Origin of the sequence: Mesorhizobium sp., assembly GCF_004962925.1 — a bacterium.
In the GTDB taxonomy this organism is placed as follows: Bacteria; Pseudomonadota; Alphaproteobacteria; order Rhizobiales; family Rhizobiaceae; genus Mesorhizobium.
Genome location: NZ_SUEO01000002.1, coordinates 1 through 16,393 on the forward strand (window position 1 = coordinate 1; position 16,393 = coordinate 16,393).

The window sequence follows — 16,393 nt, forward strand, 5'->3', positions numbered from 1 at the left end:
GCTTGATCTCACTGCGTCGGGCGCCGCCTCGCGTCCGATGCTGGACAGCGGGCTTTTCCCGGGCATCACCAATCTGCTCGCCTCCGAAGCGCAGTTCAGCGACGTGATCTATCCCGATCTCTATTCGGACTGCCACGTCATTCCCGTCGGCACTGCCGATCCGGTCCGCGCAATGCGCGCCGCCGACCGGCTGCCGATCATCATGCAGTCGCTGACCACCGCCTACGATCTGGTCGTGGTCGAATGCGGACCCACCGACGCGCAAGGCATCGGCCGCCTTGTCGGCGAGGGCACCGAGGTCTTCCTGTCGATGCTGGAGCCGGACGACGAGGTGGCGCAGGCTGCGGTCGAGCTGATCGAGAGCGGCTATCCCGACCTGACGCTGGTGACGCCGGTCGGCCATGAGACGCCAGGGACGCCGGTGCCTGGACGGCGCTCCGCCGCCTGAGACGGTTTGACAATTCTGGTCGAATATCCCGGTAGCGGTCAGCTGTCGTCTTCGCCCGCGGCAGGTGCTGCCTGTCTGGCCGTCTTGCGGCGCAGCATCTTGGTCAGTTTCCAGGTCGTCGGGTGGTTCTTGATGAACACTTTCAGGCGCGCGCCTTGCTGCAGGACAAGCGCCAGCGCGCGGCCCTTCAACGTCAGCGGGATTAGGACCTCGAAATGCTGGCTCTCGATATCGCACCACAGCCGCTTGTAGGGTTCGTCGCCGACCGAGAAATCATAGACGTCGAACCCGCTCTCGCACGCCTCCTGGATGTTGTCGAAGAACAGGTAGTCTCCGGGGCTGGTATGCGCGAGGTCGTCGTCGGCGATCGCTCCGAATTCGCAGATCAGGCGTTTTCCCGAGCGGCTCGATCCGGTGACTGCGCGAAGCTTGCCGGCGACCTCGAGCCCGTGCAGCACGAAGGACGGCTTGTCGTCGCAAAGCGCTTCGACGAACAACGCGCGGAAGAAAGCACGAATCTCCGGCTCGCCGAAGACGTTGGCGATGCCCATCTTGCGGAAGCGGAACTCCTTCATCTCGAAAAACGCATCGAGCAGTCTGTTCACCTCGTCCGCTGTCCGGGCCTCGATGCGGCGGTGACTGCCGACGGCCTCGAACTTGCGCGTCTGCGAGCGGTGCTTCTTGCGCTTGCGCTTGCCGCTCGCGCGGGACAGCAGTGCATCGAAACCTCCCACCAAGTCGACGGCCAGCGACAGGTTCGGACTCGGAAAATGTGGTAGCGAGCCAAGCGGATTGGCAATGCCGTCGAGATCGGGCAGCAGCCGTTCCAGTGCGACGAGGTCGATGTCCGGCCGCGCCTTGGCGACCGCCGCCAGCATCGAGCGTATTGCCGCACTATCCGCCTTGGTCAGCCAAGATGGGTCGGCGGCGGCGAAATTGCCGTTGGCATGGCGGCCGCCCATGAAACGGGCGACGCGGAATGGACCGCTGCTGGTGACTTCCAGCGCCAACGAAAAAACCGGCCGGCCTTCGGCGCTCATCGTCGCCAAAACGCTGTCCGCTTCGGCATATTTGGTCCAGTTCAGGATCCAGGCCGGGCTCTGCGCTGGCGCGAACAGCGCCGAACGGCAGAACTCGGCATAAGCCGCAAATGCTGCGCTATCGGCGACCGAGACCGACAGGCCGGCATGTTCCGCCGGCAACGCGCGCGGCGCCGCCTCCACTGCTTCGAGCCGATTGCCATCAAATGACGCGGTGGCGTCAACCATACCTCAATCCTTTAAGGCGTATTCACCGCGATTGGGGGCTCGCGTAGGCGCATTCCCTGCTTCGATGAGCCTAGGCGAAAAAGGTGAACGAATGATCGACGGGGGCGAGGCAATCCGGAAACTGGCGCTCAACGTCGCCCGCTATACCGGCCTTGCCCCGCTGGCCAAGCCGTTTGTCGGCGGCATCGGCGCCATCCTGATGCTGCACCGGGTCACCGCCACGCCGGAAAAGCCCGATAGCGTCAACCGGCATCTCAACATTGCGCCTGAGTTCCTCGACGCCGTGATCGCCGACATGAAGGCGAACGGCTATATATTCGTCACGCTGGAGGAGGCGATCGAGCGCATCAAGGCCGGCGGCAAGGGCGGCGAGTTCGCGGCGATCACCGCCGACGACGCCTATCGCGACAACATGACCGAGGCGCTGCCGGTACTGGAAAAGCACGGTGCGCCGATCACCATCTATGTCGCGCCGGGGCTGATAAACGGTGCCGCCGATCTATGGTGGGAGGTGGTCGAGGACATCGTCAATGCGCGGAACCGGTTGATCCTGACAACACCGAACGGTCTGGTGACGATCGACTGCTCGACCCCAGGCAAGAAACTCCAGGCCTTTGCCCGCCTGTACGACTATCTGACGCTGGAGGTCCGCGAGGAAGACCAGCGCACGGTGCTGCGCGAATTGGCACAGTCGAACGGTATCGAGTTGGACGCACGCCAGGGCATGTTGATGAACTGGGACGAGATCCGCGCCATGGCGGGGCATCCGCTGGTGACGATCGGCGCGCATACGGTCAATCATCGCAATCTGAAGCGGCTTTCCGAAGCCGATGCGCGGCACGAGGTCGACGACGTCAGGCGCATACTACAGGCCGAACTCGGCGAGGCGCCGCGCCATTTCGCCTATCCCTATGGCTATGCCAGCGCCGTCGGCGGCCGCGAAGTCGGCTTTGCCCGCGACGCCGGCTATGCCTCGGCGGTGACGACCCGCCACGGCGTGCTGCGTGCCGAACATGCCGGCTTCCTGCAAGCGCTGCCGCGCATTTCCGTCAACGGTCGCTATCAGAGCGTTCCCCATATCCGCACGATGCTGTCGGGCGTGACGACGCCGCTGGCCAATGCCGGCAAGATGCTCGTCACCATCTAATCGTGAAAGTCTGACACGGACAAGCCGGCCAGAGAACTATCCTTCCAGCAGCGACGCGGTATCAAGGGACGTCGCCCTGGCCGGACGTGACGCGCAGGAGAGGGCATCTTTGCAAACGTGACGATCACTCCGGCACGCCGGCAATACCCAGCGCCTCGACGTAGCGCTCGGCGAAGCCCTTGTCCCGCCACGGGTTGATCTGCGTCTGGAGGCCGAGCGTGTAGGTCGGGAACGCCTCCATCAGCCGCCGCGCCGCCGCCTGCGCTTCGTCCGGCCGATTGAGTTTGACCAGCGCCATGATCACCACCCGGTGCGAGGAGCCGTAATTCGGCATCTCGCGCAGCGCTCGTTCTCCCCAAGCCAGCGCTTCCTCGTAGCGTTCGAGCATCAGGTAGCTCATCCCGATGCCGGAGAGCGCGATGCCCTTCTCGGGGTCGACCGGGCTCAGCCGCATTGCCCTGTGGAAGTGCTCGATCGCGACGAGGGGGCGGCCGGAATGGGCGTTCACCCAGCCGCTGCCCGTATAGCCCTGCGCCGAATTGGGGTTGAGGAGCAGGGACCGTTCGATCGTGTCCAGCGCCGTCTCGTAATCTTTGGCGCTGTAGGCGATCACCTGCGCGGCGAAACGCAAGCTTGTCGGGTCGTCTCGCGCGTCCGCCAGCACCTCGCGGGCCATGCGCACGGCGACGCGGGTATCGTCGGGCTCGTGCCAGCACTGACTCACGGACAGGCTGCGAATATAGGCACCGAGTGCCTTCGCCAGGGTGAAGCCTGGGTCGATGCTGAGCGCCTCGTTGGTGAGCCGGCGCACGTCGGCGAAGCCTTCGCGCGTCATGCTGTAGAAGCGCGGCAGCGCACGAAGGTAGAGGTCGTAGGCACCGATGTAGTCGGTCGGCTTCATGCGCGCTTGCTTGATCTCCTCCAGCCTGATGCTCGGCTCGACCGCACCGACGACGCTCTCAGTCACCTTGTCCTGCAGGTCGAAGATGTCGCTCACGTCGCCCTCGAAGCGGTCGGTCCAGACATGGTGCCCACTGATCGCGTCCACCAGCTGCCCGCTGATACGCACCCGCGATCCTGCTCTGCGGATGCTCCCTTCGAGCACGTAGCGGACGCCCAGCTCACGCCCGACCTGGCGCAGGTCCACCGCTCGGCCCTTGTAGGTGAAGGACGAGTTGCGGGCGATCACGAAGAAGGAGTTCACCCGGCTCAATCCCGTGATGATGTCCTCCACTAGTCCGTCGGCGAAGTATTCCTGGTCGGGGTCGCCGCTCATGTTGGTGAAAGGCAGAACCGCGATCGAGGGTTTCGCGGGCAGGGGAGGCGGTGTAGCCACCGAGGCGCTGGCGTCGGTCTCAACGCGATAGGCGCGCACAGGCCGCTCGATGTTCTTGAGGCGGAGGTCGCCGAGCGGCGTGAAGCCGCAGTCGAGCTTGCCCTGAAGGTGGTCGTAGGCGGTGCCCGAGACGACCACGGTGCCGGGATCGGCGATGCTTTCGAGGCGGGCGGCGATGTTGACACAGTCGCCGTATAGGTCGCCGTCCTCCTCGCAGACCACGTCGCCGAGATTGACGCCGATGCGGAAGCGAATCCGCTCTTCCTCGGGCGTCTCCGCCTCGTGTTCTGCCAAAGTCTGCTGGATCGCCATCGCCGAGGTCACTGCGTTGACGACGCTCGCGAACTCGCACAGCATGCCGTCGCCGGTGAGCTTGACGATCCGGCCCTGATGCTCGGAGACCAGCGGTTCGAGGAGGTCTTTGCGGTATGTCTTGAGCCGCTCGAGCGTGCCGCGCTCGTCGCGCTCCATCAGGCGCGAATAGCCGACCACGTCGCAAGCCAGGATCGCTGCGAGGCGGCGCTGCGCGGTCATTGCACCGCCCGGCCAGGCGCGTGCACGCGGGCTGCCTCGCGCCGCCCATGCCTCGCCAACTTCCAGACGCCCAACGTGCATGGCATCCATCTCTCCCAGCCGCCACCCGTCGCCGATTCAGAACGGAGAACGCAGCTTGACCTTGCCTTCACGAGATTTCGCTATCCCGCTTGCGAGGCGTGGAGCGCTTCAGTCGCCGCGCTAACAGCCAACCGGCGACACGCCCACGCAGCCTCTGGGGACGCTGACACGCCACTCCCAGAAGGCCGGAGATATTTGCTGCCCTTGGTAACCGGTTGACGCCACCGTGGCGGTGCTTTTGTCACCGCAATGTAACAGCGAGATGCCCTACGAACGCGCGCATCGGGCTCACACCAGACGTTCGCGCTTAGAGGTGCTGAGGTCGGAAAGTGGCGCTGCCTGCGCGTTCCGATCGGCGACACGGAAGGCAGAAAACCAACCTGAGCTGCCCTACACGTCGGGTAGCAAGCGTCAGGCTTTCACCATCTAGCGGCGGCGAGCGAGCCTCAATTCTTCGGCCGCGGCGGCTCCAGGATCAGCCATTTGATGATGCCCATAGCCGGCAGCACCCAGAGCATGCCGCTGAGCAGGAAGAACAGGAAATGCGCCCACGGTCCCGATTCCGCCAGTTGGGCAACCGCCACGATCGATGCGACCAGCGCATAGACGATGACCAGCGCCACCAGCAGGACTGTTCCGATCAGCTTCTTCAGGCGAATGGGCATTTCGCGATCCCGTTAATCGCTATCGCTTAGGCCCAACGAAAGAGACACGCAACCCGCAAGAAGCAGCGCGACGGCGTGCCGCGCTGTCCGGTCTTGCCAGCGGGATTGCGATGGTTCACCTATCCGCGACTGCAACCTGCCGGGACAAGCCCATGGCTGCCATATCAGCTGCCGCGCCTTTCGTGGCCCGCGACCGCGACCTGCGCAACCGGGCGCTGGTGCGCGGCTGGCTCTACGTCGTGCTTCTGGTGCTGTTTGTCCTGGTGCTGGTCGGCGGCGCCACCAGGCTCACCGAATCCGGCCTGTCGATCACCGAATGGAAGCCGATCCACGGCATCGTCCCGCCGCTCAACGACGCCGAATGGCAGGAGGAATTCCAGCGCTACCAGCAGATTCCGCAATATGCCGAGCTCAACAAGGGCATGAGCATCGAAGCGTTCAAGTCGATCTTCTGGTGGGAATGGGTGCATAGGATTCTGGCGCGCGGTGTCGGCCTGGTTTTCGCCGTGCCGCTGGTATTTTTCTGGGCGACACGCCGCATCGAGCGCGGCCTGGGGCCGAAACTTATCGGGATTCTTCTTCTCGGCGGCCTGCAGGGCGCGATCGGCTGGTGGATGGTGGCGTCCGGGCTGGTCGACCGGGTCTCCGTCAGTCAGTACCGGCTGGCGACGCATCTGACGCTGGCTGCGCTGATCTTCACCGCGACCATGGTGGTGGCTCGCGGGCTGGCGCCTCATTCCGAGCCCGCCGCCGACCGTTCTACGCAGCGTCTGGCCGGCTTTCTGGTGTTGCTGGCGCTGATCCAGATCTATCTCGGCGGGCTGGTCGCCGGGCTCGATGCCGGCCTGAGCTACAACACCTGGCCGCTGATGGACGGCAAGCTCATCCCCGGCGATCTGTTAATCTTAGAGCCGGCATGGCGCAACTTCTTCGAGAGCCCGAAGACGGTGCAGTTCGTCCACCGGCTTGGCGCCTACACGATCTTCGTCGCAGCACTTTGGCACATGATCGCGACGCACCGCCGCCTGCCTCAAACGACGCATGCACGTCGCGCGACGCTGCTGTTTCTGCTGGTGCTGGCGCAGGCCTTGATCGGCATCGGCGCGCTGCTGATGCACGTGCCGCTGCACATGGCGCTGACGCATCAGGCAATTGCGCTTGTCCTGCTGGGTTTTGCCGCAGCGCATTGGCGCGGCACCAAGGGCGCTTATCCGCTGCCCAACCAGATCGCCGTCAGAGGCTGAGCCGCACCGTCCTGATCACCGTGGCAATGGACAATTCGCGGCTTTCCTCGACCGCGTTGCCGTCCTCATGGTGCCATGCCGCCGACAGGCAGCCATAGGCGATGGCGTGATCCAGAATTGCGGGCGGCGTCTGGCCGAGCGTCTTGGCGAAGATCTCGGCCATGTGGGCAATTCGCTCAGGGTCGCGGCAAAGGTCGTCGCGGTCGAGCGGGTTGTAGAACACGTTCGCCGCATCGAAACCGGGATCGCCGAGAACGCCCTTCGGATCGATCGCCAGCCAGCCGCGCGGTCCCTGCATGATGTTGTCGTGATGCAGGTCGCCATGCAGCGGCAGCACGTCGATAGGATCGGCCAACAGCCGTTCCGCAGTCGCAGCCGCTTCGACATAGAGGCTCTTTTTGCCGGCGTCGCGATCCGTCTTCGCCTTGTTGAACAGACTGGAAAACCGTGCCCGCAGCGGTTGAAGATCCGGCGGAGCAGGGTGGTCGGATGGCGAGAACAGTCTTGCCATCACTTCGGCCGCGATTGCGGTGGCGGCATTGTCTCCCTGCTCCGCGAGAACCTGTGACAGCAAGGTTTCGCCGGCATATTCGAGCAGCATGCTGTGGCCGTCGCTGCCGAGCAGCCGCACCGCGCCTTCGCCGCGCCGCCAGGCGAGGAAATGCTCGCCGCGCAACTCGTCTTCGACATCGTCGAAAGGTTTGAGCGCCTTGACGATCGCCGGCGAGCCGTCGTCGCGAAAAACCTTCCAGATGCGGCTGCTGAAGGTTTCGGCAATCAGTTCTGGCGCGTTGACGTTCCAGCGTGTTGGAAATGCCGGAGCGTCCATTCAGTGCTTGAGGCCGAGCATCAGATCCATGTTCTGCACGGCAGCACCCGAGGCGCCCTTGCCGAGATTGTCGTAGACGGCGAGCAGCAGCGCCTGGGCCCTGTCGTCGTTGGCGAAGACATAGAGCTTCATCCGGTTGGTGCCGTTGTAGATTTCAGGATCGATCTCCGGCACGCGCTCCAGTTGCTCATAGGGCGCCACCTCGACCACGCCGCCATCGATGGCGGCGAAATGGTCGGCGATCGCCGCATGAAGCTCGGCGCCGGTCGGCACATAGTCGAGCCCGCCGAGCTGCAGCGGCACCACAGTGATCATGCCTTGCGCGAAGTTGCCGACCGCCGGCTGCATGATCGGGTCATGCGACAGCTTCGCATAGGTCCTGAGCTCCGGCACATGCTTGTGCTGCAGGGTCAGCCCGTAGGGCAGGAATTCCGACGCATCCTCGCCCTTGGCGACGTAGTCTTCGATCATCGGCCTGCCGCCGCCCGAATAGCCCGAAATGCCGTTGACGGTGACCGGAAAATCCGGCGGCAACAGCCCGGCTTCCACCAGCGGCCTGAGCGTCGCGATCGGCCCTTGCGGCCAGCAGCCCGGATTGGCGACGCGCTTCGCAGCGGCGATTATCTTCGCCTGATCCTTGTCCATTTCGGCGAAACCGTATTCCCAACCTTCGGCGACGCGATGCGCGGTCGAGGCATCGATGACCCTTGTGGTGTCGTTGGTGATCAGCGAAACGCTTTCTTTCGCGGCTGCGTCCGGCAGGCACAGGATCGCGACATCGGCAGCGTTGAGGAACTCGGCTCTAGCTGCCGCTTCCTTGCGGCGCTCGGTTGGAATGGAGATGATTTCCAGGTCGCCGCGCTCGGCAAGCAGCGCCCTGATCTGGAGGCCGGTGGTGCCGTGCTCGCCGTCGATGAAGATTTTCGGTTTCATTGCCTGCCTGAATTCCCTGATATTTCAAACTATATGCCGCTTGCCTGATTCAATCCGGCAACGACGTGATTGCCGCTGTTCAGCTCTTCGAGCCGGGCCTTTCGTTCCGCCAGGAGCCCAAGATAGTGCATGGCCACCGTCGACCCGGCAATTGCCGTTATATCGGCGTGATCATAGGCCGGCGCAACCTCCACGACATCGGCGCCGACAATATCGACCTGATTGATCTGGCGTAGCACCGAGAGGATCTTTGCCGAAGACGGCCCGCCGGCGACCGGCGTGCCGGTGCCGGGCGCGAAGGCTGGGTCCAGGCAATCAATATCGAAGGTGACATAGGCCTTCTTGCCACCAGTGCGGTCGACGATGGCATAGGCGATATCGGATGCGCGCATTTCCTCGACTTCGTGACCATACAGGATCTTGATGCCGAAGGTATCAGGCGCATGGGTGCGGATGCCGATCTGGATCGAACGGTCGGGGTCGATGATACCCTCCTTGACCGCACGGCCGACGAACGAGCCGTGATCGATGCGTTTGCCATCGTCCGGCCAGGTGTCCTGGTGGGCGTCGAACTGCACCAAGGCCAGCGGGCCGTGGATGGCGGCATGCGCCTTGAGTAGCGGCCAGGTGACGAAATGGTCGCCGCCGAGCGATAGCAGGAAGGCGCCGGATTTCAGGATCTTTGCCGCCTCGCGCTCGATCGTCCCTGGCGTCTTCTGGTGATTGCCGCTGTCGAGCAGGCAATCGCCATAATCGACCACGGCGAGATGTTCGAACAGATCGCGCGAAAACGGATATTGCGGATCGTTGTCGAGGATGGTCGCGGCGCGGCGAATCGCCTGCGGCCCGAAGCGCGCACCCGGCCGGTTGGTGACGGCGGCGTCGAAGGGAATGCCCCACACCACGGCGTCCGCGCCTTTCACGTCCTTCGTGTATTTGCGTCGCATGAACGACAGCGCGCCGGCATAGGTCGGCTCGAAGGACGCGCCCGTCTTGGCCCGGGCGGTGAAGGCGTGGTCGATGTTGCTGTTCGGCATGAAGCGATCTCCTGTGCGTCGAGGCGCAACCTTATTGGATATAATTCTCAGAAATGCGACCCCTTCTGCGGACCATGGCCACTCGAGCCAGGTCACAAGTTCTTGCTTGCCGGGTGAACCCGCATGGCACGCCGGGAAATCGCCTCGCAAATATGACTGCAACCGAAAGTAGCCAGCAGTCCCATCATGGGGCGGTGTCGGCCGCACCGATCGCTACGGCGGCGGCATCGATCTCGGCAAGCTGATCGGCGGCGACCTGTTGATTGCGGTTATGATTCGAGGTCACAGAACGCTTCGACCGGCATTGACCTGACTTTCCGGCATTTGCGAAGCCGGCTTCGTTCACTGGGCTGTCACGTGCGTCGCTTAACCGGGTCTCCATCCGGTACGGAGCGATTCTCATGCGAACGACCTGGCTGAACCTTCTGCTTTCCGCCGCCTTGGCGCTCTTAACAGGCTCGGCATCGGCAGGCGAAACACGCGCCAGACAGATTCTCGACCGTTTCGAACACGCCAACCAGTGGCGCGACCATGTGATGGTGGCGGCACACCGCGCCGGCAGCATGCAGGCCCGCAAGACGCTCTATGCGGAGAACTCGATCGCCGCCGTCGAGGCTTCGATCGCGCTTGGCGCCGAAATCGTCGAGGTCGACGTCAGGCGCTCGAAGGACGGCCAGTTCGTCGTCATGCATGACAGCTGGCTCGACCGCACGACGAATTGCAGGGGCGAGGTGGTCAAGCGCACGCTCACCGAGCTCAAAACCTGCAGACTGGTGATCGAGGGCACCGGCGCCGTCACCGGAGAGCCGGTTTCGACGCTGCGCGAAATGCTGATGGCGACCAAGGACAGGATCCTCATCAACATCGACAACAAGCTCGATGTCGATAGTCTGGCCGGCATGATCGCGGTCGCGCGCGACCTGGGCATGGCCGAGCAGGTGATCGTCAAGGAGAACCTGTGGAACCCGGCCCGGATCACCACTGTCAAGGCCGCCATGGGCGCGATCGGCAGTGGTTTCCAGTTCATGCCGATCATCGCCGACGACGCAGTACGCGACGCCGGCTTTGCCGAGAAAGTCAGTGGGGTCTTTTCGCCGCGCGCCGTCGAGATGATCAACTGGCGCGCGGGGTCGGAGACGCTGACCGAGACCGGCGGCCCGCTGTTCAGCCCCCGCATGCGCGCGGCGGCGATAAGGGGCGACTGGCACATCTGGGCCAACACCTACGCCATCGTCGACAAGCCGGGCGGCTTCCTTGCCGGCGGTCGCGGCGACGAGTTGGCAGTGCTCGCCAGCCTGCCACGCGAGACGTACGGCTTCTGGGCCGAGCGCGGTGCCACCATCATCCAGACGGACGAGCCGAAAGCGGCGATCGACTGGCTGGCGGCAAACGGCTACCGCGTGCCTTATCCCGAGGCGCGGCCGGCTGAGCCGGCGAATACCGCAAGCATCAACTAGACTGGATCGAAGCGGGCAAGAGCTGCTTGGATGGTCGCCAGCCCGCCGTCAGGCAGCCATCGCCACGCCGTCCAGTTCTCTCACGGCCTCCTCGGACAGATCGAGTTCGGCGGCGGTGAGATTCTCCCTGAGATGCTCGACCGACGAGGTGCCGGGGATCAGCAAGATATTGGGCGCGCGACGGAGCAGCCAGGCGAGCGCGACCTGCATCGATGTGGCGCCCAGGCGCTGAGCGACGCCGGATAGTGTAGACGACTGCAGCGGGTTGAAACCACCGAGCGGAAAGAACGGCACGTACGCGATGCCATCACGAGCAAGTTCATCGATCAAGGCATCGTCGCCTCTGTGCGCCAGATTGTATTGGTTCTGCACGCAGACGATCCTGGCGATGCGTCGCGCCTCTTCGATCTGTGCAAACGTGACATTGCTTAGCCCGATATGACGCACCAAGCCCTGTCGCTGAAGCTCGGCCAGCACAGTGAGCGGCACCTCGATCGACCCTTCGGCGGGGCCATGCGCGTCGAACATGATCCTGAGGTTGACCACGTCCAGAACGTCGAGCCCGAGATTGCGCAGATTGTCGTGCACCGCCTCCGTCAGCGCTTCGGGCGAGAAGGCCGGAAGCCACGAGCCATCCGCTCCGCGACGCGCACCGATCTTGGTGACGATCGTCAGATTGTCGGAATAGGGCGCGAGCGCCTCACGGATGAGTAGATTGGTGACGTGCGGGCCGTAGAAATCGCTGGTGTCCATGTGATTGATGCCGCGCGCAACGGCTTCGCGCAGCACGGCCAACGCTGCGTCGTGATCCTTGGGCGGACCGAATACGCCGGGTCCTGCGAGCTGCATGGCGCCGTAGCCGAGCCGCTTCACGGTGCGGTCGCCGAGAGTGAATGAGCCGGACTGGTCGATGCTGGACATGGTCTATCTCCGTTCAAGATGACGCTGAGATAGGCGCTGTCCGATCTCACGATAATTGGCTACATTCCGCACGGGCTGTACGGAATATCGAACAATGAAGATCGATCTCGGAGATCTGAACGCCTTCGTGGCCGTGGCGCGGGCCAAGGGTTTTCGCGATGGCGCCCGTGCCAGCGGCGGCAGTGCATCGGGCTTGAGCGAGGCGGTGCGCCGCCTTGAGACGCAGCTCGGTGTCAGGCTGCTCAACAGGACGACCCGCAGCGTCGTCCTGACCGAAGCGGGTGCGAGCTTGCTGGCCCGGCTCGGCCCAGCCTTGACCGAGGTCGAGACAGCACTTGACGTGGTGAACGGCTTCCGCGACCGGCCGGCGGGTACATTGCGCCTCAACGTGCCGGTCAGCGCGGCGCGGCTGGTGCTGCCCAGCATCGTCCCTCGTTTCCTCGCCGCGTATCCCGGCATCCGGCTTGAGGTGATCGCCGAGGAGAGCTTTGTCGATGTGCTGGCGGCGGGGTGCGACGCCGGCATCCGTTACGACGAGCGGCTGGAACAGGACATGATCGCGGTGCCGATCGGACCGCGCGTGCAGCGCTTTGCCACCGCCGCCAGCCCTGCCTACCTAGATCGCCAAGGCCGGCCGGAACACCCGCGCGACCTGCTCGGTCACGCCTGCCTGCGCGGCCGCTTCGCCAGCGGTGCGATGCCGCCGTGGGAGTTCGAACGCGACGGCGAGGTGGTGCGGGTCGATCCGACGGGACCGCTTCTCGTCACCCTGGGCGGAGCGGCCGATCTCGCTGTCGATGCGACCATCGCCGGCACCGGCATTGTCAGCCTCTTCGAGGATTGGCTTCGCCCTTACTTCGAGAGCGGTGCGCTCGAACCCGTCCTCGAACCCTGGTGGCAGAGCTTCCCCGGGCCGTTCCTCTATTATCCCGGCCGGCGTCTCGTGCCGGCGCCGTTGCGCGCGTTTATCGACTTCATCAAAGTACCGGCCGATCGGCCTTGAATTTGGGCCAGGTTAGTAATCACCAAAAGAAAAGGCCGCCCGGAGGCGGCCTTTTCGAATGTTTGAAGCTGCGCAGTGCTTAGCGCTTCGAGAACTGGAAGCTGCGGCGGGCCTTCGCCTTGCCGTACTTCTTGCGCTCGACGACGCGGCTGTCGCGGGTCAGGAAGCCGCCCTTCTTGAGCACGGCGCGCAGCGCCGGCTCGTAGTAGGTCAGCGCCTTCGAGATGCCGTGGCGCACGGCACCGGCCTGGCCGGAGAGACCGCCGCCGATGACGGTGGCAACGATGTCGTACTGGCCAGCGCGGTTGGCGGCGATGATCGGCTGGTTGAGGATCATCTGCAGGACCGGGCGCGCGAAATATTCGGCGAACACCTTGTCGTTGACGACGATCTTGCCGGAGCCGGGCTTCACCCAGACACGCGCGATGGCGTTCTTGCGCTTGCCGGTGGCATAGGCGCGGCCAGACTTGTCGAGCTTCTGGACATGGACGGGTGCAGCCGGCTGCGTGTTGGTGTTGCCGGTGGCAGTTCCGAGTTCTGCGAGCGAGGAAAGCTCAGCCATTTTACGAAACCTTCTTGTTCTTGGCGTTCAGCTTGGCCACGTCGAGTGTGACGGGCTGCTGGGCGACATGCGGATGTTCCGTGCCTGCATAGACGCGGAGATTCTTCATCTGGCGACGGCCGAGCGGGCCACGCGGGATCATGCGTTCGACGGCCTTCTCGACGACACGCTCGGGGAAGCGGCCCTCGAGCAGCTGGCGCGCGGTGCGCTCCTTGATGCCGCCGGGGTGGCCGGTGTGCCAGTAATAGACCTTGTCGGTGAATTTCTTGCCGGTGAACACCACCTTGTCGGCATTGATGACGATGACGTTGTCGCCGTCGTCGACATGCGGGGTGAAGGTGGGCTTGTGCTTGCCGCGAAGATGATTGGCGATGACAGTGGCGAGGCGGCCGACGACGAGACCCTCGGCGTCGATCAGCACCCACTTCTTCACCACATCCGCAGGCTTCTGCGAAAAGGTTGTCATGGATTTGTTGCTTTCGGTTCGGACCTTCCCCCATTCACGAACGAAAAGGGAAGGCGTTTCTTGTTGCTTGGATTGACGCAGGGCGCTCGCCCGCCGCCAAACGGCGGCCTTTGGCGGGCCGCTGTTCCGTGAGGGCTTATAGGCGAGGGGAATTAGCCAGTCAAGCTGCATTTCTGGCCACTTCATAAGGATTATATTGCTAAATCAAAAGGTTAGATGTGAGGTATTATTATACCGCATTTGAATCCGACAATTTGACTAGCGCCGTCCCGGAATAATCGCAGCCAGCAGCAGTTTGATCCCGACAGCGATCATGATCGCACCAGCCAGGCGTTCTTGCCAGACAAGAAAACCGGCGTTGCGTGCCAGCCAGCGGCCGACCGCGCCTGAGGCCAGGGCTACAGCTCCCAGGATCACAAGGCCCGTAGCCTTCATGGTGGCCCCGAGCACGATAAATTGCATCGCCGGCGATCCTGTGGAGGAATGAACGAACTGCGGCAGTACTGCGAGCATGAAGACCAGTGCGGTAGGGTTGGTCAGGTTGCAGATCATGCCTTGCCGAAAGGCACCTGCCAAACCTCCCTTCTTGGCTGTGACGGTGTGGGTTGTTTCCGCTCCCTTGCGCATAAGCAAGAACTGCGTCCCGATTGCGATTAAGTACGCCGCTCCGAGCAGTTGCAGCAGGCCATACGCGACAGGCGAGGACGTGACCAGCGATGCAAGTCCCATCGCCAGCAGTGGAATCTGGATCACGCCTGCGAAAACGCACCCGGTCGCGGTTGCCAGTGCTGCCCGCCAACCCTGTCCGATACCGCGGCTGATCACCAGAAGCATGTCCGGCCCCGGACCGGACAGTTGGTAGCCGAGCACAGCGACCAAGAATGCCAGATAGGTGGGAAGTTCGGGCATGTTCTTGCGGACCTGATTGGATCTGCGAACGTGTTGTCGGACATTTCGTTCCGTTGGGGTCGTTTGGAACGAGCGGAAACACGTATCCGTCCTGCAAATCAGGCCTGCGATTGAAAGCTCTTCTTCGGCGGGATCGAATAGGTTCCCGTCGCGTGCGCTACCGTGTGTCCTTCCGGTCCAGCGATGATGTCGATATCGAACATCATCAGGCTCTTACCCAGCTTCAGGATGCGGCAATGGCCGTCGATCGGGCCGGCCTCGGCTTTGCGGACAAAATTGATGTTGAGATTGGTGGTGACCGAAAGCGCATCCGGCCCGGCATGGGAGAGCACGCAGACATAGCCGCCGATGTCGGCCAGTGTGAACAGCGACGGGCCTGACACGGTTCCGCCGGGGCGCAAATGCCGCTCGTCGGCATTCAGGCGCACCGTGCAGCCGCCGGGGAATACGTCGAGCGCCTCATAGAAGGTGAACTGGTCGTTGAGCTGCGGGTAGACAGTTGCCATCAGCGCGTTGATTTCAGCCGCCGTCAGCACCGGTTTGAGATTGTCTTGGGCGGGCATAAGCGGTTTCCTATATGGAGCCGGTACGGCTCAGGTGGAACACCTGGGCCAATTGTCGGGTTTGAGAAAACACGTCGCAAGGCTGTTCTTCAATCGGCAGCGTGCTAGTTCTTTTGTTCCATGCCCCACGAATCCGATGCCGCTGGCCAATGAAGAGGTTGGAGAACATGGCCGAAATCGTCGCCATCAAGCCGGCTGTTGCCGAAGGTCCTGTTATCGCGAGACTGGACGAGGGCATCCTACGCCTGACGCTCGCTAATCCGCCGGCCAATGCGCTGTCGCTGGCGGTCATGGCGGCGCTGATGGCGGAACTAGACCGCGCGAAATCAGACAAATCCGTCCGCGTCATCATTCTGGCTGCGGCCGGAAAGGTGTTCTGCGCCGGACACGACCTCAAGGAAATGACCGCGCGCCGCACTGATGCCGATCGCGGCAAGGCATTCTTCGAGGAGACGTTCTCCGCTTGCGCGGCACTGATGCAGGCGATCGTGCGCCATCCCAGGCCGGTGATCGCCGAGTTCGATGGTCTGGCGACGGCGGCAGGGGCGCAATTGGTCGCGAGTTGCGATCTCGCCATCGCCTCGCATGAGGCGACCTTCTGCACGCCCGGCGTCAATATCGGCCTGTTCTGCTCGACGCCGATGGTGGCGCTGTCGCGCAACGTCTCGCGCAAGCACGCGATGGAGATGCTTTTGACCGGCGAGACCATCGATGCGGCGACGGCCAAGGAATTCGGCCTGGTTAATCGCGTGGTGCCGCGCGAATATCTGAATCAGATTGTCACCAAATACGCGCAAACCATTGCTGCCAAATCGTCTTTGGTCGTGAAGACCGGCAAGGAAGCCTTTTACGCGCAGGCCGAGATGGGGCTGGCCGAGGCCTATGCCTACACCGGCCGCGTCATGGTCGACAACATGCTGGCGCGCGACGCGGAAGAGGGGATCGGCGCCTTCATCGGTAAGCGCAAACCGGAATGGACGGACGATTAGA

Annotated in this window: 17 protein-coding genes and 1 pseudogene; 6 read left to right on the forward strand and 12 right to left on the reverse strand. The window is 63.4% G+C overall.

The genetic code is table 11. From position 1 onward, the window contains the following. Positions 1–448, forward strand: a pseudogene (locus E5W87_RS00880) (chain-length determining protein); the annotation flags it as partial. 38 nt (positions 449–486) lie between these two features. Here the strand turns inward: E5W87_RS00880 and E5W87_RS00885 are convergent. After that, positions 487–1,716: a GNAT family N-acetyltransferase gene (locus E5W87_RS00885; protein ID WP_292393063.1), complete on the reverse strand. Its 1,230-nt coding sequence runs from the start codon at positions 1,714–1,716 to the stop codon at positions 487–489. Positions 1,717–1,807: 91 nt separating this feature from the next. Between E5W87_RS00885 and E5W87_RS00890 the strand changes: the two genes are divergently transcribed. Then, positions 1,808–2,863, forward strand: coding sequence for a polysaccharide deacetylase family protein (locus tag E5W87_RS00890; RefSeq protein ID WP_292393065.1), 1,056 nt, complete (start codon positions 1,808–1,810; stop codon positions 2,861–2,863). Positions 2,864–2,987: 124 nt separating this feature from the next. On the opposite strand, the gene E5W87_RS00895 is transcribed toward E5W87_RS00890, so the two are convergent. Together E5W87_RS00895 and E5W87_RS00900 are read right to left on the reverse strand one after the other, a co-directional pair. Then, a complete protein-coding gene (locus E5W87_RS00895) occupies positions 2,988–4,733 on the reverse strand; it encodes an adenylate/guanylate cyclase domain-containing protein (RefSeq protein ID WP_292393067.1) in 1,746 nt (581 codons plus the stop codon). Between the two features lie 527 nt (positions 4,734–5,260). Then, a complete protein-coding gene (locus tag E5W87_RS00900) occupies positions 5,261–5,479 on the reverse strand; it encodes a DUF2842 domain-containing protein (protein WP_095485797.1) in 219 nt (72 codons plus the stop codon). A gap of 152 nt (positions 5,480–5,631) precedes the next feature. Between E5W87_RS00900 and E5W87_RS00905 the strand changes: the two genes are divergently transcribed. Then, the gene (locus tag E5W87_RS00905; RefSeq protein WP_292393069.1) at positions 5,632–6,723 is read left to right on the forward strand and encodes a COX15/CtaA family protein; all 1,092 of its coding nucleotides are present in this window, start codon (positions 5,632–5,634) and stop codon (positions 6,721–6,723) included. Here E5W87_RS00905 and E5W87_RS00910 read toward each other — a convergent pair. From E5W87_RS00910 to E5W87_RS00925, 4 genes are all read right to left on the reverse strand, one after another. Then, on the reverse strand, positions 6,713–7,552 hold the full coding sequence (locus tag E5W87_RS00910; protein ID WP_292393070.1) for an aminoglycoside phosphotransferase family protein: 840 nt from the start codon (positions 7,550–7,552) through the stop codon (positions 6,713–6,715). The genes E5W87_RS00905 and E5W87_RS00910 overlap by 11 nt on opposite strands. After that, entirely contained in the window at positions 7,553–8,485 is a 933-nt protein-coding gene (gene argC / locus E5W87_RS00915; RefSeq protein ID WP_292393072.1) for an N-acetyl-gamma-glutamyl-phosphate reductase, read from the reverse strand. Positions 8,486–8,514: 29 nt separating this feature from the next. Then, positions 8,515–9,522, reverse strand: coding sequence for an agmatinase (gene speB / locus E5W87_RS00920; RefSeq protein WP_292393074.1), 1,008 nt, complete (start codon positions 9,520–9,522; stop codon positions 8,515–8,517). A gap of 184 nt (positions 9,523–9,706) precedes the next feature. Then, the gene (locus tag E5W87_RS00925) at positions 9,707–9,868 is read right to left on the reverse strand and encodes a hypothetical protein (RefSeq protein WP_292393076.1); all 162 of its coding nucleotides are present in this window, start codon (positions 9,866–9,868) and stop codon (positions 9,707–9,709) included. Between the two features lie 55 nt (positions 9,869–9,923). Here E5W87_RS00925 and E5W87_RS00930 point away from each other — a divergent pair, with 55 nt between their 5' ends. Continuing rightward, positions 9,924–10,979: a glycerophosphodiester phosphodiesterase family protein gene (locus tag E5W87_RS00930; protein ID WP_292393078.1), complete on the forward strand. Its 1,056-nt coding sequence runs from the start codon at positions 9,924–9,926 to the stop codon at positions 10,977–10,979. A 48-nt stretch (positions 10,980–11,027) separates the two neighbouring features. Here the strand turns inward: E5W87_RS00930 and E5W87_RS00935 are convergent, their stop codons facing one another. Further along, a complete protein-coding gene (locus tag E5W87_RS00935; RefSeq protein ID WP_292393080.1) occupies positions 11,028–11,900 on the reverse strand; it encodes an aldo/keto reductase family oxidoreductase in 873 nt (290 codons plus the stop codon). A 94-nt stretch (positions 11,901–11,994) separates the two neighbouring features. On the opposite strand from E5W87_RS00935, the gene E5W87_RS00940 reads away from it, so the two are divergent. Then, complete coding sequence (locus E5W87_RS00940; RefSeq protein ID WP_292393082.1) at positions 11,995–12,903, forward strand: LysR family transcriptional regulator; 909 nt, start codon at positions 11,995–11,997, stop codon at positions 12,901–12,903. 79 nt (positions 12,904–12,982) lie between these two features. On the opposite strand, the gene rpsI is transcribed toward E5W87_RS00940, so the two are convergent. The 4 genes from rpsI to E5W87_RS00960 form a co-directional block, all read right to left on the reverse strand. Next, entirely contained in the window at positions 12,983–13,465 is a 483-nt protein-coding gene (gene rpsI, locus E5W87_RS00945; protein ID WP_023717316.1) for a 30S ribosomal protein S9, read from the reverse strand. Position 13,466: 1 nt separating this feature from the next. Beyond that, positions 13,467–13,931, reverse strand: a complete 465-nt coding sequence (gene rplM, locus E5W87_RS00950) for a 50S ribosomal protein L13 (protein WP_091591498.1) — start codon at positions 13,929–13,931, stop codon at positions 13,467–13,469. Positions 13,932–14,189: 258 nt separating this feature from the next. Further along, the gene (locus tag E5W87_RS00955) at positions 14,190–14,840 is read right to left on the reverse strand and encodes a LysE family translocator (protein ID WP_292393085.1); all 651 of its coding nucleotides are present in this window, start codon (positions 14,838–14,840) and stop codon (positions 14,190–14,192) included. Positions 14,841–14,938: 98 nt separating this feature from the next. Then, positions 14,939–15,403: a PaaI family thioesterase gene (locus E5W87_RS00960; protein WP_292393088.1), complete on the reverse strand. Its 465-nt coding sequence runs from the start codon at positions 15,401–15,403 to the stop codon at positions 14,939–14,941. 167 nt (positions 15,404–15,570) lie between these two features. Here E5W87_RS00960 and E5W87_RS00965 point away from each other — a divergent pair, with 167 nt between their 5' ends. Further along, complete coding sequence (locus E5W87_RS00965; RefSeq protein ID WP_292393090.1) at positions 15,571–16,392, forward strand: enoyl-CoA hydratase; 822 nt, start codon at positions 15,571–15,573, stop codon at positions 16,390–16,392. Position 16,393: the final 1 nt, after the last annotated feature.

Bases quoted from the DNA above. Each gene is read 5' to 3' on its own strand.
- E5W87_RS00885 (WP_292393063.1), bottom strand. From the start codon at position 1,716: ATGGTTGACGCCACCGCGTCATTTGATGGCAATCGGCTCGAAGCAGTG.
- E5W87_RS00890 (WP_292393065.1), top strand. From the start codon at position 1,808: ATGATCGACGGGGGCGAGGCAATCCGGAAACTGGCGCTCAACGTCGCC.
- E5W87_RS00895 (WP_292393067.1), bottom strand. From the start codon at position 4,733: ATGACCGCGCAGCGCCGCCTCGCAGCGATCCTGGCTTGCGACGTGGTC.
- E5W87_RS00900 (WP_095485797.1), bottom strand. From the start codon at position 5,479: ATGCCCATTCGCCTGAAGAAGCTGATCGGAACAGTCCTGCTGGTGGCG.
- E5W87_RS00905 (WP_292393069.1), top strand. From the start codon at position 5,632: ATGGCTGCCATATCAGCTGCCGCGCCTTTCGTGGCCCGCGACCGCGAC.
- E5W87_RS00910 (WP_292393070.1), bottom strand. From the start codon at position 7,552: ATGGACGCTCCGGCATTTCCAACACGCTGGAACGTCAACGCGCCAGAA.
- argC (WP_292393072.1), bottom strand. From the start codon at position 8,485: ATGAAACCGAAAATCTTCATCGACGGCGAGCACGGCACCACCGGCCTC.
- speB (WP_292393074.1), bottom strand. From the start codon at position 9,522: ATGCCGAACAGCAACATCGACCACGCCTTCACCGCCCGGGCCAAGACG.
- E5W87_RS00930 (WP_292393078.1), top strand. From the start codon at position 9,924: ATGCGAACGACCTGGCTGAACCTTCTGCTTTCCGCCGCCTTGGCGCTC.
- E5W87_RS00935 (WP_292393080.1), bottom strand. From the start codon at position 11,900: ATGTCCAGCATCGACCAGTCCGGCTCATTCACTCTCGGCGACCGCACC.
- E5W87_RS00940 (WP_292393082.1), top strand. From the start codon at position 11,995: ATGAAGATCGATCTCGGAGATCTGAACGCCTTCGTGGCCGTGGCGCGG.
- rpsI (WP_023717316.1), bottom strand. From the start codon at position 13,465: ATGGCTGAGCTTTCCTCGCTCGCAGAACTCGGAACTGCCACCGGCAAC.
- rplM (WP_091591498.1), bottom strand. From the start codon at position 13,931: ATGACAACCTTTTCGCAGAAGCCTGCGGATGTGGTGAAGAAGTGGGTG.
- E5W87_RS00955 (WP_292393085.1), bottom strand. From the start codon at position 14,840: ATGCCCGAACTTCCCACCTATCTGGCATTCTTGGTCGCTGTGCTCGGC.
- E5W87_RS00960 (WP_292393088.1), bottom strand. From the start codon at position 15,403: ATGCCCGCCCAAGACAATCTCAAACCGGTGCTGACGGCGGCTGAAATC.
- E5W87_RS00965 (WP_292393090.1), top strand. From the start codon at position 15,571: ATGGCCGAAATCGTCGCCATCAAGCCGGCTGTTGCCGAAGGTCCTGTT.